We start from the raw sequence: 25,961 nt of genomic DNA on the forward strand, positions 1-25,961 counted from the left end.
CCGCTGAAACGGTGAGTGCTGATGACGCGGCGGTGCGCGTGTCAGACGGCCGTGGGAGCCGGACAAGCCGCGCAGGTAATGCGCCGCAAGTCGATGTGGAGGCGGCGGGTAAGACCGGTTCGAAGTCGGGTCACTACGGGTTGCCTACCGCTCGGGTCACGAACAGCGGGCTTGTCCAAACCTGATGCCCATCGAATTGCTTGCCGCGCAGATAAATTGCGCTGTCGCCCCCAGGCAGCTGCAGGTTGAGTTCGCCGGCGACGGTGTTCGGCAGCGCCTTCGGGTCGGCGATGCGTTCGAGGCGGACACGCAGATTGAGACCGCCGACGGCGATGTCCCGATGACCTTCGGCGATGAGCTCTGCCCCGGAAAGGCTCGCCTGGGCGCGCAGGCCGTCTTCCTGCACCGTCGCATCGACCTCGAATTGCGCGCGGGTCAGGTCGGTGAGCCGTACCACGATGCCGATATCCGACCCGTAAGTTGTGGTATCCCAGGCCACGGCCGATCCGTCTACATCGACGATCTGCTCGGGATGCGTGATCGCCCACGGGGTTACGTCTTCGACGGCGGTGCCGTCGATACGCAGCCGGCCTGACCAGGTGGCCCAGCGGTAGCGGTCACGGTGCCGAGCCCCACCCCAGCTGATGCGAACCAGGTTGGGCGAAAGGCCCGTCTCGGCGTGCAGGTCACGACGCCAGAGCAAACCGGCGCTGTCGTAGACCGTCACGTCATCCCATCCCGTCGTGCCATACAAGGCGTAACCGGCGGTCAGTTCGCCGGCATCAGTGGCGAACTCGTCACCCATCCAGTTCTCACCGCTGCGCAGCAGGGCGACCGCGCGCGCACCGGTTGTGGCCCAGGTGCGGCGGGCGCGCAACGAACGACCGACGTCTGCGGCGGAAAGGGTCGGCGCGAGGACGCCGGTGAGCCCGCCGAAGCCGCCGAAGATGTTGGCTCCCGGTGCCCCGGCACCCGGCCGTCCGCGGTGTTCATCGCTCGCGGCACTCGCCCCGAGTCGTAGGCCGCGCGCCAAGGCGTCTTCGAAGAACCATGGGCTACTCCCCCAGGCGGAGTGCACCTCGATCAGCCGCTCGAGCTCGGGGTGATGCCAGTCCAGGATCGCTCGTCGCCCGCCCACGTGCGGGATCAAGAGGTAAGACTCCGGGTCCTTCTCGTAGGCGGCGTACAACTGGGTCACCGGCCAGTTCTGCGGCGTGGGTACCGCGGTGGCCATGCGCTGATGCCATTCCAGCGAGCGGGCCAACGTGGTGTCCTCACCGAGGAAGACGACATTGTGGTCACCGCCGGCGCCGGCGGTGCCGCACCACTCCACTCCGGGGTAGCAGACAAATGCGCCGTCCTCGGCGATCTGCCGGCAGGCCCTGACGACGTCGTCCCACGTGTCGTCGGTGATCTGGAAGTCGTTGGCGGTATAGCCAAGTACGTCGAGCGCGGCGATATCGCGCGCGTAGTGCAGATTCCAGTCGGTGTCCTGAGTGCCCACGGTGTCGTTGGAATGAACGTGCAGGTCGCAGAAGTACGCCCGCGGCGACGGGAAATCGTCGACGACATCGATCACGGTCGCAGCGCTCTGAAGCACGGCGGTGCTTGTCTCGGCGGCAACGTCGATGCGGGCGGCGACCGACGGCACGCGGAGCGACGCCTTGGACCACCCCTTCGCAGGCGTACGGGCGCTGTCCACGACGACACCGTCGATGAGCGCATGCATCGTCGCGGCAATGTCGGAACAGGTGTTGCCCCAACGGTCTTGCAGGTGGGCGTGCAGGTGCACGGCCGGCGCCTCGCTGCGCACAATGCGAGGACCGTGCACGACGACTCGTTCGGGTGCACCTGGTACGACAGCAATCCGATGCACATCAGCGTGAGCCATACGCGAAGTGCCCAGCGGGTCGACGAACAGGTGGACCTCGAACTGGTCTTCGACGAAAGTCTGCACGCGCGTGCCGGGTCCACCGAAACGACGGTCGCCGCAGCGGATTTCGATCACATCACCGGGGCGCAGGTACCCGTCCACGACGTGGATCAGCAGCGACTTCTGAAATGGCCGCTCACCGCCTTTGACGTCATATTTCGTGGCCAATTGCCGCACCGTCGCCGCACTGTCCTCGGAGGCCCCGCCGATCAGGGACCGACTCACCAAGCGGGCGGTCGCGAAGTCGCGGGCGTCCGGCGACGTTGTCTGCAGATCCCAATCCGAGTAGTAGCGGAAGCACAGCTTCAGCCAACCGCTGTCGGCAATGCCGGATCCGCCGACGGTGTAGGTGAACACCAACTCCTCGAGAGAACCCGCGACCACCCGGTCATGGGAGCAACGCAACTCCCCCAGAAACGCAAGGCGGTCAAACTGTTCGGTGATTTCGTCGCGCACCGCCGCCACCGAGCAGTCATTGCCGGCCAACGCTGACTGCGGACGCACCACGATGCCGCCAGCCGCCAAGGCAGCCGGTGACGACGGATCCGCGGACATGCCCTTGATCCTGAAGGCAACGCATCCACTAGTCCAGTGAATAGATATGATGCGATTAATCACGAAAGATGAAGGATTGTGAACCTGCAGCAATTGCGCTACGTCGTGGCGTTGGCCGAGTCGAATAGTTTCACGAAGGCGGCCGAGGCGATGTTCGTCGTGCCATCAGCCTTGAGTCAGCAGGTCGGTCGGTTCGAAAGTGAAATCGGCTTACGGCTGTTCGAACGGACTACTCGCTCGGTCTCGCTGACCCCCGCCGGCGAGGCGCTGATGCCGCTGGTGCGCCAAGTGGTTGCCGGCATTGACCAGATCGCCGTTGACGCACAAGCTCTCGGCGGCACGGTCGTTGGCCGGCTCACGGTCGGGATGATGGAGATCCCATCCGAAAGCCTCGATGTGGCCACCCTGATGGCGACCTTTCACTCGCACTATCCCGACGTCAGCGTGACGTTGCGCAGCGGTGGCAGTGATGTGCTGATCGAGGCGGTCCGCGACCGGAAACTGGACGTGGCAATCGTAGGCTCCAACGTATCCGGCACCGGCGGTGTCTTGACGTTCACCCATCTGTTCAGCGAACCGCTCGTCGCCGTCATGCCCGCTCACCATCCGCTGACAAAAAAATCATCGATGTCGATAACTGCGCTGGCCGCATTACCGTTCATCGACTTTCCCCCTGGCTACGGTCTGCGACACGAAACCGACCGCGGCTTCGCCAACGTAACCCGGCGTGTGGCTTTCGAAGTGACGCGTGTCGATGAGGTCACTCATTTCGTGCGCAAAAACCTGGGTGTCGCGTTGCTGCCCGAATCCGTTGCGCGCACGCGCGCTAACGCCGATTCGGGACTGGCATTGCGGCCGGTCGCCGGTGCTGACATGTACCGCCGAGTAAACCTCGTGGCACCGCGCCCTGATAAGCGCTCCGCCGCATGCCAGGCCTTTGTCGGTTGCGTCGACGACCACATCGAACAGGCCGTGCCATCTCGCGACGAGTTGTCGAAAAAGGCTGCGGGAGCCTCAAAGCCGGCCCGCCGGACTAACTGATCATTGCGGGTATGCCGGAGCTGGCCATGCATGTCATCGCTTGGTCCGCGGTACGGTCGACGTAGCGATAGTCGTGCGGTGCAGCACATGGAGATGCAGCTCAGGCGCTGGAAACCTTGAGGCACGGCAACATTCGACGGCGACGCAAGGTCGTCACTGTTCGAGCGGGAAGCCGGCGAACGGGCTCGCAGCCAGAGCGCCCCATTCGAATTATTTGACGGCGAGATTTTTACTGATGAAAACTGTTTCATCTAGCAACGTTTCCTCCAAGATTCTGGCTCCCTTCACGCCGGGGTAGTTCGCGATTCGTCCGAGGTAGACGGGGCGTACGGGCGCTTTTGCCGACCGCGCCGCCAAGGCGCTCCCACTGCCCTTTGGGAGGTGGTGACCGTGCGGAGTCGGCTCTTGTTGGTCGATGTTGCTTCCGCCGGAGCTGGCTAGTCTTCTGGGCACACGAGCATTCTAGCTATCGGCAGCCCAGGGGTTTGCGAAGCCGAGTGTGCTGAATGCTGTTGAAGGACAACGGTATCCGGCGGTAGCAATGCTGGGTCGACGTTGGTCATATCCGGATGCGGAGGAACCAGATGGAATTCGGAGCGTTGCCTCCGGAGATCAACTCCGGCAGGATCTACTCAGGTCCCGGGCCGGCACCGTTGTTGGCCGCTGCGGCCGGCTGGGACGGATTAGCGGCCGAATTACGCGCCACGGCAGCGTCTTACGGATCTGTCGTCGCGGAGCTGAGAACCGCATGGAATGGGCCCTCGTCGGCGTCGATGGCGGCCGCGGCCGCACCGTACATTGCGTGGCTGAGCAGCAGCGCCGCGCAGGCCGAGCAGTCGGCAAGTCAGGCGAAGGCGGCGGCAGGCGCTTATGAGGCCGTCTTCGCGGCCACGGTGCCACCGCCGGTGATCGCGGCCAACCGGGCGTTGTTGGCGTCACTGGTCGCGACCAACATCTTGGGCCAAAACACCCCGGCCATCGCGGCCACCGAGGCCCAGTACGCCGAGATGTGGGCCCAAGACGCGGCCGCGATGTATGGCTATGCGGGTTCCTCGGCGGTCGCGGCCCAGCTGGTCCCGTTCACCGCGCCGCCGTCGACCACCGACAGCGGTGGGGAAACGAACCAGGCGGCCGCGGTCGCCTCGGCGGCCCAGTCGTCGGCGAGCTCCCATGTGGAAACCGCGCTCTCCCAGGCGGTCTCGCAGGCTCCCGCCGCGGCGCAAAGTGCCGCCGCGAACGCGGCGGGGACGTCGTCGACCGGGGTCTCGCTCGGTCTTGGGGAAGCCACGGGGGGTTTGAAGAGTTTCAACAACTTCCTCAACGCACTCACCGGGCCGTACTCGCCGCTCGGGATCGGGACCGCGGGGAAGGGTTTTTATCAGCTTGCGCTCAATGTGCGCGGGATGGGCAACAACCTGCAAAGCATCGGTGGGACACTGCATCCCAAGGCTCTGCACGGGGTTTTGGCGCCGTTGCTGCACAGCGAACTGCTGACCGGATCCACCTCGTTGCAGGCGCCGGGTGTGGGAACGGTGTCTGCGGCGGTGGGCCGTGCCGGTGTCGTGGGGTCGTTGTCGGTTCCCGCGAACTGGGCCTCGGCCGCGCCGGCGATCAGGACCCTGGCAGCCGAGTTGCCCGAGACGATGCTCGATGCCGCGCCGGCGATGACCGTCAACCCCGGGCAGGGTCTGTTCGGGCCCACCGCCTTGTCGAGTCTGGCCGGACGCGCGGTCGGTGGTACCGCCACCCGTGCGGTGGCCGGGCCGGCGGTCCGGGTGCCTGGTGCGGTGGCTGTTGATGACATCGCCACCACCTCCACGGTCATCGTGATCCCGCCGAACGCGAAATAAGGAAAGGCACGGCCATGGTTTTCGCCGATTTCGCAGCGCTGCCACCCGAGGTCATCTCCACCCAGCTCTACGCCGGCCCCGGCGCAGCACCCATGCTATCGGCGGCCGCCGCGTGGGGAGCGCTGGCCGCCGAATTACATTCCACCGCATCCTCTTACGGCGCGGTGATCTCCGAACTCATCACCGAGTGGCAGGGCCCGTCCTCGGCCTCCATGGCAGCCGCGGCCGCACCGTATGTGGGCTGGATCTCGACCACGGCGGGCCTGGCCGAGCAGACCGCCGCCCACGCCCAAGCCGCCGCCACCGCCTATGAGGCCGCGCTGGCCTGCGTCGTCCCGCCGGCGCTGATCGCCGCCAACCGCACCCAGCTCGCAGCACTGCAGGCAACCAACCTGTTGGGGCAAAACGGCGCGGCGATCGCGGCCACCGAAGCCCAATACGCCCAGATGTGGTCCCAAAACGTCACCGCGATGTTCGGCTATGCCGCCGCCTCGCAGGCCGCCGGGGAGCTGACCCCCTTCGAGCAGGCACCCGCTGTCAGCAAGGACACCGGGACGGCGCAGGCAACCACCACGGCCGCCGCGGCCTCGAGCACCTCGTCGTCGTGGATGCAACAACTGCAGGACTACATCAACTCACTGACCACCGGATACACCCAATCATGGCAGCAGCTGATCGAGGGCATGACCGGCAGCAAGGAGATCGCGCCGCTATGGGAGGCGCTGTTTTCCAGCGTCAAGGGCATCGGCGGGCAGGCCACCTGGACCAACGTCGTCGGCGCCAGCGGCGGGCTGGGCGTCTCGGAATGGAAGGGCGCCTTCGTCTACGCGCCCTGGAGCGCCGGCATGCCCAAAGCATCGTTGGGTGCCGGTCTGGCCTCACCCGCAGGTCTTGGCGCCGGCATCCCGGTGCGGCCCGTATCCGCGGTGCTGGGCAGCGCACCCACCGTGGGAAAGCTGTCGGTGCCCTCGAGCTGGGCCAGCGCCGCCCCCGCCATCCGGTTGGCCTCCACCGCACTACCGGCCACCACCACCACCGCCGTGGCCGCCGCGGCGGGTTTTCCCGCCGAGCTGGTCAACGACGCCACCCTGGGCAGCCTGGCCGGCGGCGCACTGGGCGGGCCCGCCGCCCGCGCCATCAACACAACAACACACATTCAGACCCGCGCGATCACCGGCCAGCGCCGCACCCAACCGGTCAAACTCGACCGCATCATCGCCCAACTACAACAAATGCCCGACCAGGTACAGCACTGAACTACCCCAGGTTTAGTTCCGATCCTTATAGGAGGATTGGAAGCTATGCCCCGTCAGTATTCGCCGGAGTTTCGGCAGCGTGCGTTGCGGTTGTTGGACACTGTGATGGAAGCCTCGGAAGTGTCGGAGTTCGAGGCCATAAAGTCTGTCGCCAGCAAACTCGATATTTCGGAGGAGTCGGTGCGTCGGTGGCGACGCAAGGCCCAAGTCGATGCTGGTGAACGGCCGGGCATGACCAGTTCTGAGCATGCCGAGATCCGTAAGCTCAAGCGCGAGAACGCTGAACTGCGCAGGGCTAACGAGATTTTGAAGTCAGCGTCTGCGTTTTTTGCCGCGGAGTTCGACCGCCCCGCGACGAAATGATCGCCTACATCGATGCTCATCGCGATCAGTTCGGGGTCGAGCTCATCTGCCGTGTGCTGCGGGCAGCTATCCCCGGATTCCTCACCTCGCGGGGTTATCGGGCCGCGCGGACCCGACCACCGTCGGACCGGGAGATCCGCGATGAGCAGCTGATCGCTGACCTTGAGGCGGTGCACCGGCAGAACTACTCGGTGTATGGGGTCAAGAAGATGCACGCGGCGATGACACGGCGTGGTTGGCAGCTGGGCCGTGAACAAACCCGCCGGTTGATGCGCAAGGCCGGGTTGCGCGGCGCCCAGCGGGGCAAGCCGGTGTTCACCACGATCAGCGACCCGGCCGCGATCCGGCCGGCCGATCTGGTCAACCGCCAATTCCGGGCCGCTGCACCGAACCGGCTATGGGTCGCCGACATCACGTTCGTGCGGACCTGGCAGGGGTTCTGTTACACCGCGTTCGTCACTGATGCGTGCACCAAGAAGATCGTTGGCTGGGCGGTCTCGGCCACGATGCGCACCGAAGACCTCCCGCTTCAAGCATTCAATCACGCTGTGTGGCAGTCGAATACCGATCTATCCGAGTTGGTTCATCATTCCGACCGCGGATCCCAGTACCTATCGCTGGCCTATACCGACCGGCTGGCTGAACTGGGGATCGCGCCCTCGGTCGGGTCGCGTGGCGATAGTTATGACAACGCCCTCGCTGAAGCGGTCAACGCCGCCTACAAGACCGAGCTCATCAACCGCGGCAAGCCCTGGCGGTGCATCGATGATGTCGAACTCTCGACCGCCGAATGGGTGGCCTGGTACAACCAGGAACGCCTGCACGAAGCCCTCGGCTACGTTCCACCCGCCGAGTACGAGGCCGCCCTCACCGGCACCTCACACCCTGCGAGCCAGCCGACCCCGGCCCTCGCAACCGAGTAGGAACTAAACCTGGGGTAGTTCACCCAGCCAAGCCGTCGCAGCGGGAAAATCCGTGTGCGCCATGATCACCCGCGGCGTATCCGGACTACAACTCCTCACCGACATACGCGACAACAACCCCGCCCTGACCACCAGCGGCGCCGCCCAATTCGCCACCATATCGGCCAAAGCCTACTGCCCAGGACAACTCGAAGAAAGCAAGGGCAAAGGCGGGGGCTGACTGGCCGGTCAAGCGCGGTGCTGCGCCCAATGTTGTTGCAGCACAGGGGTGAACTCGTCGGCGTGATAATGAATAGAAGTGACCGGTGTTCGAGATGGTCTCGGCGAGACGTCAGATATTCGTTTGGTCGCCAGTCAAAGCCCGCTCCGCCGTTCGCAGAACCATGCGGATCCCCAATCCGATCAACGGTGCATAGAGCCGGGTGAAGAAACCAGCGAGGATGGGGCTTTTGAGCCGGAAGGTTGTCGTCCACAGAACTTCGGTGCCTCCCGGCACCTCTCGCAGCGTTACCGATCCGCCGCTGTGTTGCGCCGGGGGCACGGTTGACAGGGCTTGATAGCTCATCAAGTGCGGTCGTTCGAACGCTGTGACGACTTCGGTGACCTTTGAACCCGAGCTGGCGAATTCACGAATTGAGCCGACCCCGAAGGGTTCTGGGCCATCGACCGGGCGAACGCGAGAGTAGAACATCCCCGGTATGTCGCTCCAATTGTTTCCGTCGATGAGCCAGTCGAACACCGCATCGATTGGCGCAGCGATGGATCGGCGTAGGCTCATTGTCCGCATTGCCGCCATCGTTCATCCTGACCGGTAGGTTCGCGAGTCTTCGCAGCCGTTACGCGAACGAGTGCCTTCATTTGCGGCCCTTCCCTCGTGTATGGGGATATCGAACCGAGCCGGCCGATGGGGATCAATACCTTGTGGCAGATCGCGAACGGTGAGCGGGGCGCAAATCCAGGCTCCCGTTCACGATCCCTGCGCGAGCTCCAGCGCGGCGGCGACGACGGGCTTGGCCCAAGGCGGTGTGTTGGTCAGATCGGAAGGCCCGACGATGCGCCCGCGGTCCATGTGCAACATCAAGGCCGGCTTCGGTGCCTGCCCGATTGCGGGATCGGCGCTCGCAGAGTTGTCATACACCCGCAGCCCGGTGAGTGCGGGCAGTAATTTCACGAGATTGATCAGGCTGTGGCGATAACGGCGGCGGATGTCGGCGTCGGAAATGTCATGCCCGCCGGCGCGGACCCGTTGTCGCACCCGCGCGATGCACGTATCCGCGCTGTCGAGCCCCACATAAAAAACGCGGATCTCGAGTCCGCGCTTGGCGGCCTCAGCCAGCAGTCCCGGCATCGTGTTGCCGCCGAGCGTGGTCTCAAAGGTGAAATCGAGGCCCTGATCAATCGCCTGCTGCATCAGCCTCCGGCCCTGTTCCCATGCCGCCGCGTCGGCGTCGGCCTGTCCCAGCCCGGGGTTGGCCGCCATGATCTGGCGTGCGGCCTCGTCGGGGTTGTAGTACTCGCCGCCCTTATCGCGGATCGTCGCGCCCACGACACTGCTCTTGCCGGCGCCGTTGACGCCTGCCAACACGTGTATCTGCGCCGGCATCGTTGTCGTGCGAGCCACGGGCCGCGTTGGATCAGCGCAGCTGCGCGGCGCGTGCCGCCTTCACCGCTGCGGCGCCCATCTCGTCCGGTGTGGCGTCGAATGCCGCGGCTACCCCGGCTTTGGCCTTCGGCGCCTGCATCGTCGCCAACAGCTCGTCGAACCGCTCGCTGAGATCGTCGAGCGCGGGTGCCGCCGTCGCGGCCAAGGCCTCGAATTCGGCGTACGACAGCAGCACGGCCCTGGGGGTGTTGTGCTTGGTGATCACCACCGCCCCGCTGACCGCGGCCTCATCGAAGACGCTGCCGAACTCATTTTTGAGGCGGCTGGCGGTCACCGAGGGGACATCGACGAGCTTGCCGTCGCGGTTGCGGAACGAGACGGTGGATATGGCGCTCCCCTGCTTGGTCTGCATGTCCGCCATTCTAGCTGTTTTGTCCATTTTGTACGAACAGGCCATTTTATGCGGACGACCTGTGCTCGGCGCTTATCGGGGACTGGCCCAGCGCGGTCGTCTACAGGTGAAGTCCTGCGCTTTGCACGAGACGACCAGCGCCGTCGGCCCGGTTCGCCGTCGATCTGGTGGCCGCCGCGCCGACTACCGCCGCCGGTCGCCGGCGGCGGGGTACCACTGCGGCCCCGTGTTCGGCGACGCGAAGACACGTGGTCTTGAGCGCAGACCCGAAACGACGACGCAGGCCGTGACCATGGACTCGGGCTACGACGAAGGGGCGCCATGCGTCGCTGTAGCGTGACGGTCGTGAACTCCTTCCGGATGCATTCGTCTGTGGCCCTCGCGGCCAGTGCCGCGGCAACCGCTCTCCTGCTCACTGGATCGGGCACGGCAAACGCGGCCGACTCGTGCCCAACCGCGGCCCCGCAGAATGGCGGAACGCCCGACTGGACCCTCGCCGGGAACACGGGAAGCGTCGCTGTCACCGGGTCTACCGATACGACGGCCCCGCGTGTCACCGTGACGGCACCGTTCGCCGTGACCCAGACCCAGGTGCACACGCTGCGCGCCGGAGATGGACCCGTGGTCCCGAGCACCGCCAAGGTCTCCGTCTGCTACATGGGCGTCAATGGTCGCGACGGGTCGGTGTTCGACAGCAGCTACCAACGCGGCGCCCCCGTTGACTTCCCGCTGACCGGAGTCGTGCCGGGCTTCCAAAAGGCCATCGCGGGACAAAAGGTCGGGTCCACGGTCGCCGTCGCGATGGTCCCCGCGGATGGCTACCCCGAAGGTCAGCCCAGCGCCGGAATCCGGCCGGGCGACACGCTCGTCTTCGCGATCAAGATCCTCGGCGCATCGGGCTAGGACGCCGCCAAAGGTCTTGCACCGTCGGCTAATTGCTCAGCGGGGCGAACATCAGCGCGGGATCGATGCCGAGTTGCTGCGCGACGTGGGCGGTGTCCCAATACTCTCGCCAATGAGTGATCGCGCCGTCGCGAACCTCGAAAATCGCGGTGACACAGAACGTGACGGCCACGCCATTCATTGAGTTCACGTCGACTCGTTCGACGATGACGGTGTCGCCGTCGGACACGATGGTGCGGATCTCGCTCCCCTCGATCATGCCGGTTGACAGCGTGCTGTGCTTCTCGAGTTCTGCGCGCGCCGCGTCGCGGCCCCGCACGACCGGAGACAGAGGAACGTGGAGTTGCCACACGAAGTCGTCGGCCATGAGCGCGGTCATCGCGTCGACGTCCATGCTCTCGCCGTAAGCGGCATGTATAAAATCGACCACGATCTTCTCGTTGTCATTCTTGGTGGCAACACTTTTCGCCATCTCGTTTTCCCTTAAGTGTCAGTGCGGGGTGTTCGCTATTTGTCGAACTGTAGAGGGCCGCGGCCGTCGGCGTTCGCACTTCGCGCGATTAGCGCAGGTATACGAAGCGCTTAGCTCCATGCTGCGGTGAGTACCTCAGGGGCGCCCGCCGCGGGGTGTTCCGCTTCAGACTTGGTTGAATCCGCCGTCGGCGGTCACCGTGGATCCGGTGGTGAAGCTGGACAGATCGCTCGCCAAAAACACTGCAGCATTGGCGATCTCGATGGGATCGGCGAAGCGGCCCAACGGGATGGTCGCGATGCGGCCGGCGCGGAACTCCTCGATGGAGGCGTCGGGGTTGGTTTGCGCGGCCAGCGCATCGCTTCCCGGGGTGGCGGTGGATCCGGCGACGATGACGTTGACCCGGATGTTGCGGTCGGCGAGCTCGTTGGCCCAGGCGCGGGCCAGTGACCGGACGGCGGCTTTGGTGGCGGCGTAGATGCTCAGCCCGGCGCGGCCGCGGTCCGCGGTGGTGGAGCCCGTCAGGATGACGGAGGCGCCGTCGTTGAGCAGCGGCAGCGCCTTCTGGACGGTGTACACGACCCCCTTGACGTTGGTGGTCAGCAGTGCGTCGAGGTCATCGTCGGTGATCTCCCCCAGCCGTGCCACCCTGGTCGACCCGGCATTGGCCATGACGATGTCGAGGCCGTTGCCGGTGGACGCGACCTTTGCGTAGAGCCGATCCAGGTCCTTCGGAATGCCGACGTCGCCGGGCACGGCGGTGGCACGAGGACCCAATTGGCTTGCCGCGGCGTCGAGTTTGGGCCGGCGCCGTCCCGTGATGAACACCCGTTCGGCGCCCTCGGCGAGGAATCGCTCGGCGGTGGCCAGCCCGATCCCGGAGTTGGCGCCGGTGACGACGGCGGTCTTGCGGTCGAGCAGTCCCATTCAGTGCTCCTGACGTCGGCGAGGGGGTTCGGTGATCTACGTCCGAGTGCCATTGGGAGTCAGATTATTTGGCGGAATTCACCCGCGGAGCTTTGATAGGACTCCAACGTCCAAGCCCCGATGAGGTATTCGCGAAGGCCCTGCGGGAAAAGCGCGGTCATCGGTGGCGCACCTCCGGATTCGATGTGCCGTCGTTGTGTGGATGCGTCAGCCACGTCGCCGACGACTCGATCATGCCGCGGATCCCCCGCGCTGACACCATCGCCCCCTGCCTGCGCGCTCCCGTCTGACCGTATTGTCTGCAGCATGATCGCCGCTTTGATCGTGTCGCCGTGGTCAGTGCCCAGCCGCTTTCGGGCGCCCGGCGAATCCGCACGCTAGGCCCGGTACAGGCGCGTGGCGGCTCTGATACTTGCCCTTGCGGGCCTGGCGTTTCTCGATTCACTCAACGTCCTCAACGTCGGAGTCGTCTCGGCGGTGATCTTCGATAGCCGGCTCAGCCGCCGTTCCCCCATCCCGGGCGCCTTGAGCTTCGTCGCGGGCGTGTTTGCCGTGACGACCACGTTCGGCCTGTGCACGGTGCTGGGAATCAGCTTCATCACCGAGGCGCTCGATTTCCGCATCACGCCGGCCATCCGGTTTCGCGGCGAACTGCTGTTGGGAATCGTGCTGATCTGCTTGGCGTACTTCCCGCTGACCGCGCAATCCGCGGCTCCCGGCTGGGCAATGGCGGCCATGCGCAAACGCCCGTGGCTGCTCGGATTCCTCGGGCTGGCGGTGGGAAGCGGACAGGCGCCGACCGCGGTGCCGTACCTCACGGGCCTGGCCATGCTGGCCGCGCTGCATCCACGACCGCCGCTGTGGCCGCTGGTCATCATCACCTACTGCGCAATCGCGGTGTCGCCACCGCTGGCGATCCTTGCACTGTCGATGAGACGCACGGCGCGGGCCGCGCGCATTCAGCGGGGACTGATACGCGTGCTCACCCGCTACGGGCCCATGTCGGTGCGACTTTTGTTTCTGGTTTTCGGAGTCGGGCTCATCGCCGATGCGCTCGTCAATCACAGCGCACTCTGGTGACGCGCGATCCTTTCTCACGTTTTGCATAGCGAGCTGAATTACGTTGTCGCATGTGACTGATCGTCAAGCGCGCGCAATGTCGTTCGGAGCCATCGCCGAGGACTACGACGGCCTGCGGCCGCAAGCCCCGCGGGAGGCGGTGGACTGGCTGATGCCGCCGGAGTGCGACGTGGCCGTCGACGTCGGCGCGGGCACGGGTTTGTTCACCCGCACGCTCATCGGCCGGGCGGCGCGCGTCATCGCCGTTGAGCCCGACGCCCGGATGCGGGCGGTCCTGGCCGACCGGTCCCCCGGTGTCCGCGTCGTCGAGGGCAGCGGTGAGTCGATCCCACTCCCCGACCGTGCCGCGGATGCGGTGTTCGTCTCGGCGGCGTGGCACTGGATGGATCCCGAACGGGCGGTCCCGGAAATCGGGCGGGTACTTCGCGACGGCGGGCGCTTCGGGCTGATTTGGACCAGTCGAGATCGTGACGTGGACTGGGTCCGCGACCTCGACCTGCTGCCCGGCGACGAAAAGACCGAGGCGGATGGACCCGAGCGCTTCCGCCGGCTCCACGAAAACGTCGCGCTCCCCGATCCGCAGATCTTCCACCATGTGGCCCGCGAGGCGTTCACGTTCGTGCGCACGATGCGGGTCGACGACGTCGTCAAGATGGTGGGCACCTACAGCAGGATCATCACCGCGTCTCCCGAGGACCGCGAACGCCGGCTCACCAATGCCCGCGCCGTGCTGCGCGAGCGCTTCGGAGCGGCCGACGCGATCGACGTCCCCATGCAGTCCCGCTGCTGGCGCGCCAACCGGATGCCCCGCGGCTGTTAGGCCTGGGGTCCCTCCGACGGCGGCCACGGCGTTCCGGGCGACGCCTCGCCCGGGCTTTCGTAATCGCCGCGAGACAGCGGCACCCACCGCTCGCTGGGCGCGGGCTGCTTCGACGACGGAAAGTCGCGCAGACTGCCCGTCGGCTTGGCGTCCCACTTGGCGAACGTCAACGGCGTCTGCAGCCAGCAGTGCAGGAGGTTGTAGGCGGCTTCGAGCGAATCGATGTGGGTGCGCTCCCAGCCGTGGCTGCCGTCGAGGCCGAAGCCGACGAGCGCGGCGCGGGTGTTCGCCCCCGCCTCGATCGCCGCGGCGGCGTCGGAGCGGTAGTAGCGAAAGATGTCGCGGGCGAACGGGATTCCCCGCTCCTGGGCGAGGCGGCAGAGCTTGCGGGTCAGGTGATAGTCGAACGGGCCGTGCATATCGGCCATCGGGATCGTCACGCCGTCCTCGAGCGAGTGCTGCCCGGGCGCGCACACCGCGTTGTCCACCGACACCAATTCGGCGACGTCCGCGGGCAGCCCGTGGCTGGCCCCGTGACCGACCTCCTCGGTGATGGTGACCATGATCGTGGTGCGGTGCGGCAACACCACCTTGTTCTCGGAGAAGTTCTTGGCCAGGGCGAGCGCGATCGCGACACCCGCCTTTCCGTCCAGGTGGCGGGAGACGATGAAGCCGTCGGCGGTGAGCTCGGGGCTGGTGATCAACGCCACGAAGTCGCCGATCTGCAGGCCGAGACGAAGCAGGTCCTCGCGCGAGGACACTTTGCGGTCGATCCGAACCTCGACGTGGTCCCAGTCGGTGGGTTGGGTGTCGATCTCGTCGCCGAACGCGTGGCCACTGGACTTGAGCGGCATGACCGTGCCGGTGATGAACTCGTCGGGGTCGTCGATGAAGATACGCACGCGGGCTCCCGCGGCGAACCGGGCCGAGAAGGTGCCGACCGGGACCAGCTCCAGGCGGCCGTTGTCCTTGAGGTCGCGCACCATGCAGCCGATGGTGTCCGAGTGAACCACCAGCGCCCGGTCGGTGGTCGCCGACTCCCCCGGCAGCTCCGCGGTCAGCGCCCCGCGCCGCGTCAGCGTGAACGGCACGCCGAAGTCGTCGAGGATGTCGCCGATCAACTGCATCACCGCGTCCGTGCGCCCCGACGGACTCGGGGTCTGCAGCAGCGCCAGCAGCGTGTCGATCATCCACGTGCGGTCGGCCTCGGCCATGGCCGCGGTCTCGCCCACCTTGTCTCCTCTCGAGTCGTCGGGAATCGCGTACAACCTACCGTGTGGCCGACCTCGATCGCTCTGCCCGGCCTAATCCGAGCTAGGAAGCGGTTTCCATCTCCGAGATCAAATCGGCCAGGGCAAGAATCCGCTGGGCGTCGCGCACGTGCAGGCTCTCGATCATGCGGCCCTCGACCGTGATGACGCTGGTGCCCGCGGCCCGCGCCTCCTCGTAGGCCGACACGACCTTGCGGGCGTCGTCCAGCTCCCCCCGCGAGGGGCCGAACAGTTCGTTCGCCGGGGCGATCTGTGACGGATGGATCAGGGTCTTCCCGTCGAATCCCATTTCGCGGCCGTGCCGCGCCTCGGCCCGGAATCCGCCCTCGTCGGTGATGTCGTTGAACACACCATCCAAGATGATTTTTCCGGCCGCCCTCGCTCCCAACAGGGCCATGCCCAGCGCGGGCACGACGGGCGCGCGCCCGGGGACGTGCAGGCCGTGCAACTCGTTGACGAGATCATTGGTGCCGACCACCAGCCCGGCCAGCCGCTCGCTGGCCGACGCGACCTCCTCGGCCCTCAAAAACGCCCGGGGCGTCTCGATCATCACCCACAGCTGCAACGCCTTCGGGGCGCCCAGCGCGTCGAGCGCGTCGGCCAGCGCCCGAACCTGTTGGCCCGTCTCGACTTTCGGCACCAGCACACCGTCGGCGGCCGATCCCGCCACCGCGGCCAGATCGTCGCTGTGCCAGTCGGTGTCCAGCCCGTTGATGCGCACCACGACCTCACGCGGCCGGTAGCTCTGCGAGGAGATCGCCTCGCACACCGACGCCCGCGATTCGGCCTTCGCGTCCGGCCCCACGGCATCTTCGAGGTCGAATATCAGCACGTCCGCCGGCAGCGATTTGCCCTTTTCCAGCGCCCGGGGTTTGTTTCCGGGTAGGTACAGGGCGGATCGGCGCGGGCGCAAGGTCGGTGCCATAGCGTGATTCACTTCCTGTCGTCGAGCGTCGCGGGAATGCGGTCAAGGCGGTGGGCGCGGGGTGACCGCGGCATACGCAGAAAGTACCGTTGCGGGTACCGATGTGTAGTCGCGGGTGGCGGCGCGCGCATCGCGCAAATGCGGGCCTGATCGGCCGACGCGGCGACTGGATCCCGGAAGGGGAAAACGGATGTCATCGACTGATTCGGCACGGACCGAGGGCGATAGCTGGGACCTGGCGTCGAGCGTGGGGGCGACCGCGACGATGGTGGCGGCCTCCCGGGCGCTGGCCTCCCGCGAGCCGGACCCACTGCTCGACGACCGGTTCGCCGAGCCGTTGGTGCGGGCGGTCGGACACCCCTTTTTCACCCGGATGCTGGACGGCCAAATCTCGCTCGACAGCGACGATTCGCCGATGACGCTGCAGCAGCGGCGCGAGCAGATGACGGTGCGGACCAGGTTCTTCGACGATTTCCTCCGCGCCGCGACGGCGGCCGGCGCGCGCCAGGCCGTCATCCTGGCCGCCGGGCTCGATGCCCGGGCCTACCGGTTGTCGTGGCCGGCGGGCACCGTCGTTTTCGAGGTCGACCAGCCCGAGGTCATCTCCTTCAAGACCGACACGCTCGCCCGGCTCGGCGCGGAACCGACCGCCGAGCGCCGGACCGTCGCCATCGATCTGCGCGATGACTGGCCAACCGCCCTGCGCGACAGCGGGTTTGACACCAACTCCCGGCCGCCTGGATCGCCGAAGGCCTGCTGCCCTACCTGCCGCCGGAAGCCCAAGACAGGCTGCTGGACAACATCACCGCGCTCAGCGCGCCGGGCAGCCGCCTGGCCACCGAGAACATCACCGATATGAGCGTGTTCACCGACGAACGGGCTCGGGCCATGCGCAACACCTGGCGTCAGCACGGGCTCGACATCGACGTCGCCGAACTCGTCTGGCTCGGTGCACGCCGTCCGGCCGCCGAGCACCTGGCCGATACCGGCTGGAACGTCACCCGCCACCCCACCGAACAGGTATATGCCGACTACGGTTTCGTGGTGCCGGACAACGAGATCCTCAAGGAATTCCGCCACGCCATCAGTTATCTCAGCGCCGAACTGAGCTGAGCCGCCCCCATCAGGGCCTGGCGTCGCGCCACTCCCGCTCGAACGGCAACCGCCACGCGTTGGGGGCGATCAACTGGTGAATCGCGTTGGGCCCCCACGTCCCCGGCTGGTACAGCTTGACCGCGGGCGGATCGGTGAGCAGCTCTTCCGAACGCTCCCATAACGATTCGATGCCTTCGGCGGTGTTGAACAGCGTGTGATCGCCGCGCATTGCGTCGAGGATGAGTCGTTCGTAGGCCTCCAGCACATCCACGACCGTCTCGATCTCCTGCGACGAAAATTGCATCGACAGCTTGTCCAGCTTCATGCCGGGGCCGGGCCGCTTGCCGTAGAACGACAGGGACACCTTCGAGTTGTCGGCCAGGTCGAACGTGAGGTGATCCGGGCCTTGGGTTCCCACTCCGGATCCGGGCGGGAACATCGTGCGCGGGGCCTCCTTGAACGCGATCGAGATGACGCGGATGCCTTCGGCCATCTTCTTACCCGTCCGCAGGTAGATGGGCACCCCGGCCCACCTCCAGTTGTCGATGCCGACCTTGAGGGCGATGAACGTCTCGGTGTCGGAATCCCTTGCCACCCCGGCTTCGTCGCGGTATCCGTGGTACTGGCCGCGAACCACATTCGACGGCTTGACCGGCAGCATCGATCGGAACACCTTGTTCTTTTCTTCGCTGATCGCAAACGGTTCGAGCGCCGTCGGCGGCTCCATCACCACGAACGCCATCACCTGGAACAGATGGGTGACCACCATGTCCTTGTAGGCGCCGGTTTCTTCGTAAAAGCTCGCCCGTTGATCCAGGCCCAAAGCTTCGGGGATATCGATTTGGATGTGGTCGATGAAGTTGCGGTTCCAGATCGGTTCGAACAGACCGTTGGCGAAGCGGAACGCCAAGATGTTCTGGGCGGCCTCTTTGCCCAAGAAGTGGTCGATACGGAAAATCTGGGATTCCTCGAAGGTTTCGTGCACGAAGTCGTTGAGCGCCACCGCACTGGCCAGATCGGTGCCGAACGGCTTCTCCATCACCACCCGTGAGCGTTCGACCAGTTTCGCGTCGCGCAGCATGCTGATCACCGCGCGCGCCGCCTTGGGCGGCACCGACAGGTAATGCAGTCGCCGGGCCTTGGCGCCCAAATTGGCTTCGGCCTCCGCGACGGCGGCGGCCAGCGCTTCGGGTCCGGCGCCCTGCGGCACGTAGGTGATGATGTTCGCGAAGTTCGCCCATTGGTCGGGCGTGAGCTTGTGCGTGCCGAACGAATCGATCGCGTTCTTGGCGAGGTCGCGGAATTCGTCGTCGGTCAAATCCTCCAGCGACGTGGCGACGATTTGGATGTCGGGTGCCAGCTCGGACTGGTCCAAGTACGCCAGACCGGGGAGCAGCTTTCGCTTGGCCAGATCCCCCGTCGCCCCGAAAAGGACGATGACGTGGGGGTCCAGCGGATCGGAATGGTGGCGGCGCGGGCGTGCGTCGGGCGCCGGATACGAGATGGTCTGAGGTTTCGCGGTGGCCACCCTTGCGATAATTCCACCGTCGCGGCGCTCTGTCGCCTATGTCTCCTGCCCGCCGGCTCGGTTAGCGATCGCACGATCGGGTATGGGATAGCGGCGGGCTCCCGGCATCGGGGTTCGCCCCTCACCAAGCCAACGGAAAGCGACATGACAAGACCCGACAAAGACCCATTGAGCCGCGCTCAGGAGCTGGAGAACATCGTCGATCGGCTCGAGGAGAAGGTCGCCGAGGACCGCGAAGCCGAAGACGTCCCCGGTAAGCCCAGCGACCGGGAGCATGCCGCCGTCCGAGGCTCGGAAACCGAGCCGCCGGACTAGCGGGTCATCCGCTCGGCAGATCTACGGCGTGAGCTTTCAACGTCGCTAGCGTTTCCGCCGCCGGCCACTCGTTGGCGCGGAATCGCACGGGGGTGATCCCCGCAACGGGAAGGATGCCCACCACGTCGACCACCGTGGCGAACGGCACGGCGAACTTGTCCGACACGTTCGCCGGATCGCCGAGGAGAAACGTCACATAATCGGTGTGCGGCAGCTCCCAGGCCGGGCCCTCCCCCCAAACCGTCGTCGTGCGCCGCCCCCACGGAGTGTCAATCACCTGCGCCTCGCCGACGTATTGCGGGAATAGTTCGCGCTCGTAATGCGCCCGCAGATATTCGGTCTGATATTGGTATTCCCTTGCGGCCAAAAGGCTTCGAGCCGTCAGGCCAAAACTGCGCAGCGGGTGCGGGCCGGCCTGGTCGAACGGGACGATGACGGCGCCCTCGATGGTGTAGCCCTGGGGCGAGACGGGTTGTTCGGCCTCGAGGTACAGCTGCTCGGCGGCCTCGAAGAGCTCGGGCACCTCGTCCGGGGCGTCGGTGCCCAGCACCAACGCCCCGTCCCCGGGGAAGAACACCAGAGGTCGAGGCCCGCCCGCTACCGCCAGCGAACCCAGCCACCCCGCGGCCAAAATCATCGAGTCGACGTAGCTGGCGCCGTCGTCGTCCTTCAACAGGTACTTTTCGCCCGGTGTGAAGCTCTGCTGCCGCGCGGTCAGATTCTCCCGGGCCACCGCGAACGCCTGATCGCCGGTGATGCCCCACGCGCCGGTTTCGGCCGTCGTCACCATGGCCCGCACCGTGGGCAGGTCGACGACGACCATCTCGTTGATGTGCGGGAACACCGGGCGCACCCAGGGCTGCGCCCCGGTGTTGACCAGTTGATTGGCGTAGCTTTGCGGCCGCAGCACCGGCCTCAGCAGGGGTTGGGCTTCGGCCCAATTCAGCGGCGGTGTCGACGATTGGTCGCTTGCCATGTCCACGGTGCGTGCTTCCTGCTCATGATCAAGGAACACGCACGATACACCGTGCGCGGGGCAAAACAAGTCACCGATTCGCCGGCTCGCGACCCGCGCCCGTCACCCCGCGGGTGGTCCGAACCAGACGCTGAGGGCATCACGAAGCGCTGGGTCGGGCCCCTCGCCGACCCACGCAACGTGTCCGTCCGGCCGAACCAACACCGTGGCCGGCGGGCTCACCGTCCCCAGCGCCGGAAGTTCCCAATCCCCAGCGTGTTTCGCGTCGACCACGCGCACCCGTCCCGCCCACGGCGCGAGGTCGATGCACCCGGCCTGGCCGAAATTGAGCAGCACGGGCCGGCCACCGCGTAGCAGGGCAAACACCCGCAGCGGACCGTCAGCGGTGACCAGGTCCAGGTCGGGCATGCGGCGCCCCAGAAGCGGGTGCCCCTGCCCGAGGTCGTACCGGATGTCCAGTCCGGACATCATCGCGGCGAACCGTTTGCGGGGCTCCTCCATGCCCAGCAGCTCGCACATGCTGTCTCTCACGGCCTCGGTGCCGTCGTCCGCACGAAGGAGCGCCAGCTGCGCGATCGAGTTGCGCAGCACCCGTTGGGCGACCGGGTGCCGTTCGGTGTGATAGGTGTCGAGGAGGCTGTCGGGCGAGGTCTTGTTGACCACTTGGGCCAGCTTCCACCCCAGGTTCACCGCATCCTGGACGCCGGTGTTCAGCCCCTGCCCGCCCACCGGGTGGTGGACGTGGGCGGCATCGCCGGCCAGCAGCACGCGTCGGTCGCGATAGGATGCGGCCTGCCGGGCGGCATCGGTGAATCGCGAAACCCAACGGGGACTGTGGATTCCGTAATCCGTCCCGTAGACGGCGACGAGCGCGTGGCTCAACTCGTGCAGTGCGGGTTCGCCCCCGGTTCGAAGGTGCTGTTCGGTAACCATGATCCGCACCGGTCCGCCCTCCTCGGTGCTGGACAGGGCATGGACACCGCGCGCGTCCCGGCGGATACCCCATGGTGGGGATTGGCCGTCCTTGCAATCCATTTCGGCCTCGGCAAGCAGATAGCTCGTCGTGGCATCCCACCCCGGAAATTCGATGCCGGCCGCTTTGCGAACGACACTGCGTCCGCCGTCGCACCCGACGAGATATCCCGCCCGCATCGCCCGGCCATCGGAGAGCACGACGTCGACGCCCGTGTCGTCTTGGGTGAGAGTCGCGACCTCCCGGCCGCGGTAGATCCGCACGCCGAGCTCGCCGACCCACTCGGCCAGAGTTCGTTCGATCTGGTTCTGCCACAGCGCCAGTCCGTAAGGGTGGCGGGTGGGAAAGTCGCTGATGTCCAGCCGAATCTGGGCGAAACCCGCCACCTGCGCCACCTGACCCTGCGACAAGAACCGGTCGGCGATGCCGCGCTGGTCGAGGATTTCGATGGTGCGGGCGTGCAGGCCGCCGGCGCGCGAGCCGATCAGGTCCTGGTTGGCGCGCCGCTCGACGATCGCGACGTCGACCCCGGCCAAACCCAATTCGCCGGCCAGCATCAGCCCCGTCGGGCCGCCGCCAGCGATGAGCACCCCATGTTCGATTTCGCCACGCGACTCCTCCGACCTATGCGTAACACCCACTTCGCCACCCCGTTCCTCCCGAATTTCGGTTTCGGACAGCGATTTTGCGCCAACACCCGGGTCTTGCGGCAAGCCCCCGGGTGCGCTATAGGTTGAAAGTGGCGGGGAAAAGAATCAGGAACGATCGCGGACGGCGTCGATGGCGCGGTAGATCCGCTGCTCGCTGACCGGCCGCGGCGTGCCGAGCTGCTGGGCCCACAGGCTCACCCTGAGTTCCTCGATCTGGCGGGCGATATCGCGGACATCGGCGGCCGTCTTCGCCGCGTGCGGCAGCTCACGCAGCAGTTCGTCGTAGGCATCCTGCACGATGTGCACCCGATCCATGCGCTCCCGATCGGCCTGAACGCCACGGGCGAGCGCGTCCAGGCGGCGACGGATCGCGACCAAGTAGCGGGTGAGATCGGCGAGGTGCGCGCGCCCGGTGGCGGTGACGAAGCCGGGCGTCAAGAGCCGGTCCAGCTGGGCGCGCACGTCGGCGACCGCGTCGGCCTGCGCGGGCGACGGGTTGGCGGGCAGCACGAGTTGCACCTCCTGGGCGGCGGCCAGCACGCGCTCGACTCCCCGCACAATCTCGGCGGTCATGGGCGCCAAGGTCTTTCCCGCCCGTTCCCGCAATGCGATGAACTCCCCCAGTGTCCACGCCGTTGCCGTGATGAGCGCGTCGGCCGCGGCGTCGGCGCAGTCCTCCAGCAGGGCGGGCAGGTCGCCGTCGGGGTTGACGCCGAGCGTCAATCGGGTGCGCGGATCAAGTTGACGCGCAAGTGCTTTCACTGGAGAGGGGACGCTGAGCCGGACCAGCCGCCGAAGGCCGGGGCCCAACGCCCGATCCTGTTCCTCCGACGTCGCGAACACCTTCAGGTCGACGGCGCCGCCGGTGTCGACGAACGCGGGAAAGCCCCGCACCGTGCGTCCCTCGATCGCGCGCTCGACGACGCGGGGCAGTTCGTCGAGATCGTCGGGCCAGGTGCGCAATCCCGTGCGCTCCAACTCGGCGGCGACCGCGTGCGCGACGGCTCGGCGGGCCGGCGCCGTAAGGCGTTCCTGCAGCTGGCGCAGATCCTTGCCGCGGGCGACCTCAACGCCGTCGGCGGACTCCACCGCGAACGTCACCCGCAGGTGCGGCGGCAGCTTGTCCAGGTCGAACGCGTCGACGGGTACCGAAACCCCGGTGCGACGGCGCAATTCGCGCTGCAACGCCGGCAGCAGCGGCTCGCCGGCCGGGTCGATCGCGGCCAGCACCGCGCGGGCCGTGTCGGGGGCGGGAACGAAGTTGCGGCGCAGGTCTTTCGGCAGTGAGCGGATGAGCGCGGTCACCAGTTCCTCGCGCAACGCGGGCACCTGCCACGCGAACTCGTCGCCACCCAAGCGCGCCAGCACGTCGATCGGTATATGCACCGTGACCCCGTCGTCGGCGGCTCCCGGCTCGAACCGGTAGGTCAGCGGCAGCGCGGCGTCACCCGTCCGCCACGTGGTGGGCCGATCGGCGTCCGCCTTGTCGTCGGTGCGCAACAGCTCGGCGCGGGTGAAGGTCAGCAGCTCGGGTGTCTTGTGCCGCTGGCGTTTCCACCACGCGTCGAAATGCCGCGCCGAGACCACCTCGGCGGGGATGCGGGCGTCGTAGAGCTCGTAGACGTCGTCGTCGCCCACCAGTAGGTCGCGGCGGCGGGCCCGCTCCTCGAGCTCCTCGAGCTCGGCCCGCAACCGGGCGTTGTCGCGAAAGAAGTGATGGCGGGTCTGCCACTGCCCTTCCACCAGGGCGTGCCGGATGAACAATTCCCGCGCCAGCACCGGCTCGATGCGGGCGTACCCGACGCGGCGGCGCGCCACCAGCGGCAGCCCATACAGGGTCACCCGCTCGTAGGCCATCACCTCGCCGCGCTTGGCGTCCCAATGCGGCTCGCTGTAGGTGCGCTGCACCAGGTCGCCGGCGACCCGCTCGACGGCCTCCGGCTGGATGCGCGCGGCCGTGCGCCCGTACAGGCGGCTGGTCTCGACCAGCTCGGCCACCACGACCCAGCGCGGCGGTCGTTTGGTGAGCGCCGAGCCGGGCGCCAGCACGAAGTTCGCGTTACGCGCGCCCAGATACTCGCGAGTGTCCTCGCGGCGCATGCCCACATGCGACAGCAGCCCGGCGACCAGCGCCGCGTGCACCCGGGCCGGATCGGCGGGCTCGTCGGAGGTGTCCTCGACGATCCCCAGGTCGCGGGCGATGCTGCGCAGCTGTCCCGCCAGGTCCTGCCATTCGCGGATGCGCAGGTAGTGCAGGAATTCGGAGCGGCACATCCGCCGAAACGCGTTGCCGGATAACGTTTTCCGTTGTTCGCGGAGGTAGCTCCACAGGCGCAGGTACGACATGAAGTCGGAGTGCTCGTCGGCGAAGCGGGCGTGCTGTTGGCGGGCGGCCTCCTCGCGGTCGCTCGGCCGTTCCCGCGGGTCCGGGATGGTCAGCGCGGCGGCCAGCACCAGCATTTCGCGCACGCACCCCTCGGTCTCGGACTGCAGGATCATCCGGCCCAGCCTCGGGTCGACGGGCAGTCGGGCGAGGCGGCGGCCGAGCTCGGTGATCGCGCCCTGGCCGTCGAACGCGCCGAGCTCCTGCAGCAGTTGCACGCCGTCACGGATGCTGCGCCGGTCCGGCGGATCGAGGAAGGGGAACTTGTCGATGTCGCCGAGCTGCAGCGCCGCCATCTGCAGCAGCACGGCGGCGAGGTTCGTCCGCAGGATCTCGGGCTCGGTGTAGCGCGGCCGGGACGCGAAGTCCTGCTCGGAGTACAGCCGGATGCAGACACCGAGCGCGACCCGGCCGCACCGGCCGGCGCGCTGCGCGGCGGACGCCTGGGAGATGGGCTCGATCGGCAAGCGCTGCACCTTCAGGCGCCGGCTGTAGCGCGAAATCCGGGCGTTGCCCGGGTCGATGACGTAGCGGATCCCCGGCACGGTCAACGACGTCTCGGCGACGTTGGTCGCCAGCACGACGCGGCGCCCGGTGTGCGGCGCGAACACCTTTTGTTGCTCGGCGGTGGGCAGCCGGGCGTACAGCGGAAGCACCTCGGTGTGCTTGAGCCCACTCAAAGCCTCTGCGGTGTCACGGATTTCGCGTTCACCCGAGAGGAAGACGAGGACGTCCCCGGGCGGCTCGGCCTGCAGTTCACCGATGGCGTCGACGATCGCCTCGACCTCGTCGCGGGTCTCGGTGCGGACGATCTCGTGGTCGGGGTCGTCGGGATCATCGTCAGAGCCAACCGGCACAGGGACTTCGAGTGGCCGATAGCGGATTTCCACCGGGTACGTCCGCCCGGACACCTCGATGATCGGCGCGCCGCCGAAGTGCGCCGCGAAGCGCTGCGGCTCGATGGTGGCGGACGTGATGATCACCTTCAAATCGGGCCGGCGCGGCAACAACTCGCGCAGATAGCCGAGCAGGAAATCGATGTTCAGGCTGCGCTCGTGGGCCTCGTCGAGGATCAGGGTGTCGTAGCGCAGCAGGCGGCGGTCGCGCTGGATCTCGGCGAGCAGGATGCCGTCGGTCATCAGCTTGACCAGCGTGCGGTCGCTGACCCGGTCGGTGAACCGCACGGTGTAGCCGACGGTCTCGCCGAGCGGGCTGCCCAGCTCGTCGGCAATGCGCTGGGCGACGGTGCGCGCGGCCAGCCGGCGGGGTTGGGTGTGCCCGATGGTTCCGCGGATGCCGCGGCCTGCCTCCAGGCAGATCTTGGGCAGCTGGGTGGTTTTGCCAGACCCGGTCTCCCCCGCGATCACCACCACCTGATGCGCGCGGATCGCATCGGCGATTTCCTGCCGCCGTTCGCTGACCGGCAGGTCGGGATAGGAGACGTTCGGGACGGCGGCGCGGCGGGCCGCGACGATCGGCCGCGCCGCCGCGATCTCGTCGGCGAGCCGCCGCAGCTTCTCGGGCGGGGCGCCGCGGAGGCTCTTCAGGCGCCTGCCGATGCGGGCGGCGTCGCGCAAGGTCAGGCCATCGAGCTCGTTGCGCAACTGCGCTACAGACGGTTCGGCCACCCCGCACACGATAGGCACCCCACCCCGGGCGGCGCCCCAAAACCCCACGGCGACCAGCACGATTGACGGCAGCCGAATT

Annotated in this window: 19 protein-coding genes, 3 pseudogenes and 1 other annotated feature; of the genes and pseudogenes, 10 read left to right on the forward strand and 12 right to left on the reverse strand. The window is 66.9% G+C overall.

The window, feature by feature from the left end; translation table 11 throughout:
* Positions 1-133: 133 nt before the first annotated feature.
* On the reverse strand, positions 134-2,488 hold the full coding sequence (locus AC0KTM_RS10100; RefSeq protein ID WP_238955788.1) for a CehA/McbA family metallohydrolase domain-containing protein: 2,355 nt from the start codon (positions 2,486-2,488) through the stop codon (positions 134-136).
* A 78-nt stretch (positions 2,489-2,566) separates the two neighbouring features.
* Here AC0KTM_RS10100 and AC0KTM_RS10105 point away from each other — a divergent pair, with 78 nt between their 5' ends.
* From AC0KTM_RS10105 to AC0KTM_RS10125, 5 genes and pseudogenes are all read left to right on the forward strand, one after another.
* Positions 2,567-3,529 carry a LysR family transcriptional regulator gene (locus tag AC0KTM_RS10105; protein ID WP_238955789.1) on the forward strand — a complete coding sequence of 321 codons (963 nt, stop codon included), beginning with the start codon at positions 2,567-2,569 and terminating at the stop codon, positions 3,527-3,529.
* A 584-nt stretch (positions 3,530-4,113) separates the two neighbouring features.
* On the forward strand, positions 4,114-5,379 hold the full coding sequence (locus AC0KTM_RS10110) for a PPE family protein (protein ID WP_472415502.1): 1,266 nt from the start codon (positions 4,114-4,116) through the stop codon (positions 5,377-5,379).
* A 14-nt stretch (positions 5,380-5,393) separates the two neighbouring features.
* A pseudogene (locus AC0KTM_RS10115) lies at positions 5,394-6,632 on the forward strand (PPE family protein); the annotation flags it as partial.
* A 48-nt stretch (positions 6,633-6,680) separates the two neighbouring features.
* A protein-coding gene (locus tag AC0KTM_RS10120; protein WP_374109800.1) for an IS3 family transposase occupies positions 6,681-7,921 on the forward strand; the annotation gives its coding sequence in 2 pieces (ribosomal slippage) (positions 6,681-6,969 and positions 6,969-7,921; 1,242 coding nt in all).
* Positions 6,956-7,073 (forward strand) — a sequence feature (AL1L pseudoknot). It overlaps the preceding gene by 118 nt.
* Before the next feature lie 22 nt (positions 7,922-7,943).
* Positions 7,944-8,141: pseudogene (locus AC0KTM_RS10125) on the forward strand (DUF732 domain-containing protein); the annotation flags it as partial.
* A gap of 111 nt (positions 8,142-8,252) precedes the next feature.
* On the opposite strand, the gene AC0KTM_RS10130 reads toward AC0KTM_RS10125, so the two are convergent.
* From AC0KTM_RS10130 to AC0KTM_RS10140, 3 genes are all read right to left on the reverse strand, one after another.
* Positions 8,253-8,717 (reverse strand): SRPBCC family protein, encoded by a 465-nt coding sequence (locus AC0KTM_RS10130; RefSeq protein ID WP_238955792.1) that lies wholly within the window; start codon positions 8,715-8,717, stop codon positions 8,253-8,255.
* 171 nt (positions 8,718-8,888) lie between these two features.
* Positions 8,889-9,524 carry an AAA family ATPase gene (locus AC0KTM_RS10135; protein WP_472415503.1) on the reverse strand — a complete coding sequence of 212 codons (636 nt, stop codon included), beginning with the start codon at positions 9,522-9,524 and terminating at the stop codon, positions 8,889-8,891.
* 31 nt (positions 9,525-9,555) lie between these two features.
* Positions 9,556-9,912, reverse strand: coding sequence for a type II toxin-antitoxin system prevent-host-death family antitoxin (locus AC0KTM_RS10140; RefSeq protein ID WP_308011570.1), 357 nt, complete (start codon positions 9,910-9,912; stop codon positions 9,556-9,558).
* Between the two features lie 384 nt (positions 9,913-10,296).
* Here AC0KTM_RS10140 and AC0KTM_RS10145 point away from each other — a divergent pair, with 384 nt between their 5' ends.
* A complete protein-coding gene (locus AC0KTM_RS10145; protein WP_425326367.1) occupies positions 10,297-10,839 on the forward strand; it encodes an FKBP-type peptidyl-prolyl cis-trans isomerase in 543 nt (180 codons plus the stop codon).
* Between the two features lie 28 nt (positions 10,840-10,867).
* Here the strand turns inward: AC0KTM_RS10145 and AC0KTM_RS10150 are convergent, their stop codons facing one another.
* Both AC0KTM_RS10150 and AC0KTM_RS10155 read right to left on the reverse strand, forming a co-directional pair.
* Complete coding sequence (locus AC0KTM_RS10150) at positions 10,868-11,311, reverse strand: limonene-1,2-epoxide hydrolase family protein (RefSeq protein ID WP_238955795.1); 444 nt, start codon at positions 11,309-11,311, stop codon at positions 10,868-10,870.
* 165 nt (positions 11,312-11,476) lie between these two features.
* Entirely contained in the window at positions 11,477-12,238 is a 762-nt protein-coding gene (locus tag AC0KTM_RS10155) for an SDR family NAD(P)-dependent oxidoreductase (protein WP_238955796.1), read from the reverse strand.
* Positions 12,239-12,634: 396 nt separating this feature from the next.
* Between AC0KTM_RS10155 and AC0KTM_RS10160 the strand changes: the two genes are divergently transcribed.
* Both AC0KTM_RS10160 and AC0KTM_RS10165 read left to right on the forward strand, forming a co-directional pair.
* A complete protein-coding gene (locus AC0KTM_RS10160) occupies positions 12,635-13,318 on the forward strand; it encodes a GAP family protein (RefSeq protein WP_238955797.1) in 684 nt (227 codons plus the stop codon).
* Between the two features lie 52 nt (positions 13,319-13,370).
* Complete coding sequence (locus AC0KTM_RS10165) at positions 13,371-14,138, forward strand: class I SAM-dependent methyltransferase (protein WP_238955798.1); 768 nt, start codon at positions 13,371-13,373, stop codon at positions 14,136-14,138.
* On the opposite strand, the gene AC0KTM_RS10170 is transcribed toward AC0KTM_RS10165, so the two are convergent.
* Together AC0KTM_RS10170 and AC0KTM_RS10175 are read right to left on the reverse strand one after the other, a co-directional pair.
* Entirely contained in the window at positions 14,135-15,370 is a 1,236-nt protein-coding gene (locus AC0KTM_RS10170) for an osmoprotectant NAGGN system M42 family peptidase (protein ID WP_225328897.1), read from the reverse strand. The two genes, AC0KTM_RS10165 and AC0KTM_RS10170, sit on opposite strands and share 4 nt — an antisense overlap.
* Positions 15,371-15,452: 82 nt before the next feature.
* On the reverse strand, positions 15,453-16,334 hold the full coding sequence (locus AC0KTM_RS10175; protein WP_238955799.1) for an HpcH/HpaI aldolase/citrate lyase family protein: 882 nt from the start codon (positions 16,332-16,334) through the stop codon (positions 15,453-15,455).
* Between the two features lie 190 nt (positions 16,335-16,524).
* Here AC0KTM_RS10175 and AC0KTM_RS10180 point away from each other — a divergent pair.
* Positions 16,525-17,447, forward strand: a pseudogene (locus AC0KTM_RS10180) (class I SAM-dependent methyltransferase).
* A 10-nt stretch (positions 17,448-17,457) separates the two neighbouring features.
* On the opposite strand, the gene zwf reads toward AC0KTM_RS10180, so the two are convergent.
* The gene (zwf, locus tag AC0KTM_RS10185) at positions 17,458-18,957 is read right to left on the reverse strand and encodes a glucose-6-phosphate dehydrogenase (RefSeq protein ID WP_238955801.1); all 1,500 of its coding nucleotides are present in this window, start codon (positions 18,955-18,957) and stop codon (positions 17,458-17,460) included.
* Between the two features lie 144 nt (positions 18,958-19,101).
* Here zwf and AC0KTM_RS10190 point away from each other — a divergent pair, with 144 nt between their 5' ends.
* Complete coding sequence (locus AC0KTM_RS10190; RefSeq protein ID WP_238955802.1) at positions 19,102-19,272, forward strand: hypothetical protein; 171 nt, start codon at positions 19,102-19,104, stop codon at positions 19,270-19,272.
* 4 nt (positions 19,273-19,276) lie between these two features.
* On the opposite strand, the gene AC0KTM_RS10195 is transcribed toward AC0KTM_RS10190, so the two are convergent.
* The 3 genes from AC0KTM_RS10195 to hrpA all read right to left on the reverse strand — a co-directional run bounded on the left by AC0KTM_RS10195 (position 19,277) and on the right by hrpA (position 25,882).
* Positions 19,277-20,254, reverse strand: a complete 978-nt coding sequence (locus AC0KTM_RS10195) for a DUF1444 domain-containing protein (RefSeq protein ID WP_472417439.1) — start codon at positions 20,252-20,254, stop codon at positions 19,277-19,279.
* A gap of 96 nt (positions 20,255-20,350) precedes the next feature.
* On the reverse strand, positions 20,351-21,823 hold the full coding sequence (locus AC0KTM_RS10200) for an FAD-dependent monooxygenase (RefSeq protein WP_472417441.1): 1,473 nt from the start codon (positions 21,821-21,823) through the stop codon (positions 20,351-20,353).
* A gap of 153 nt (positions 21,824-21,976) precedes the next feature.
* Positions 21,977-25,882 (reverse strand): ATP-dependent RNA helicase HrpA, encoded by a 3,906-nt coding sequence (hrpA, locus tag AC0KTM_RS10205; protein ID WP_472415504.1) that lies wholly within the window; start codon positions 25,880-25,882, stop codon positions 21,977-21,979.
* Between the last annotated feature and the right edge of the window lie 79 nt (positions 25,883-25,961).

Source organism: Mycobacterium sp. NTMscope_Eco_3, assembly GCF_976985685.1.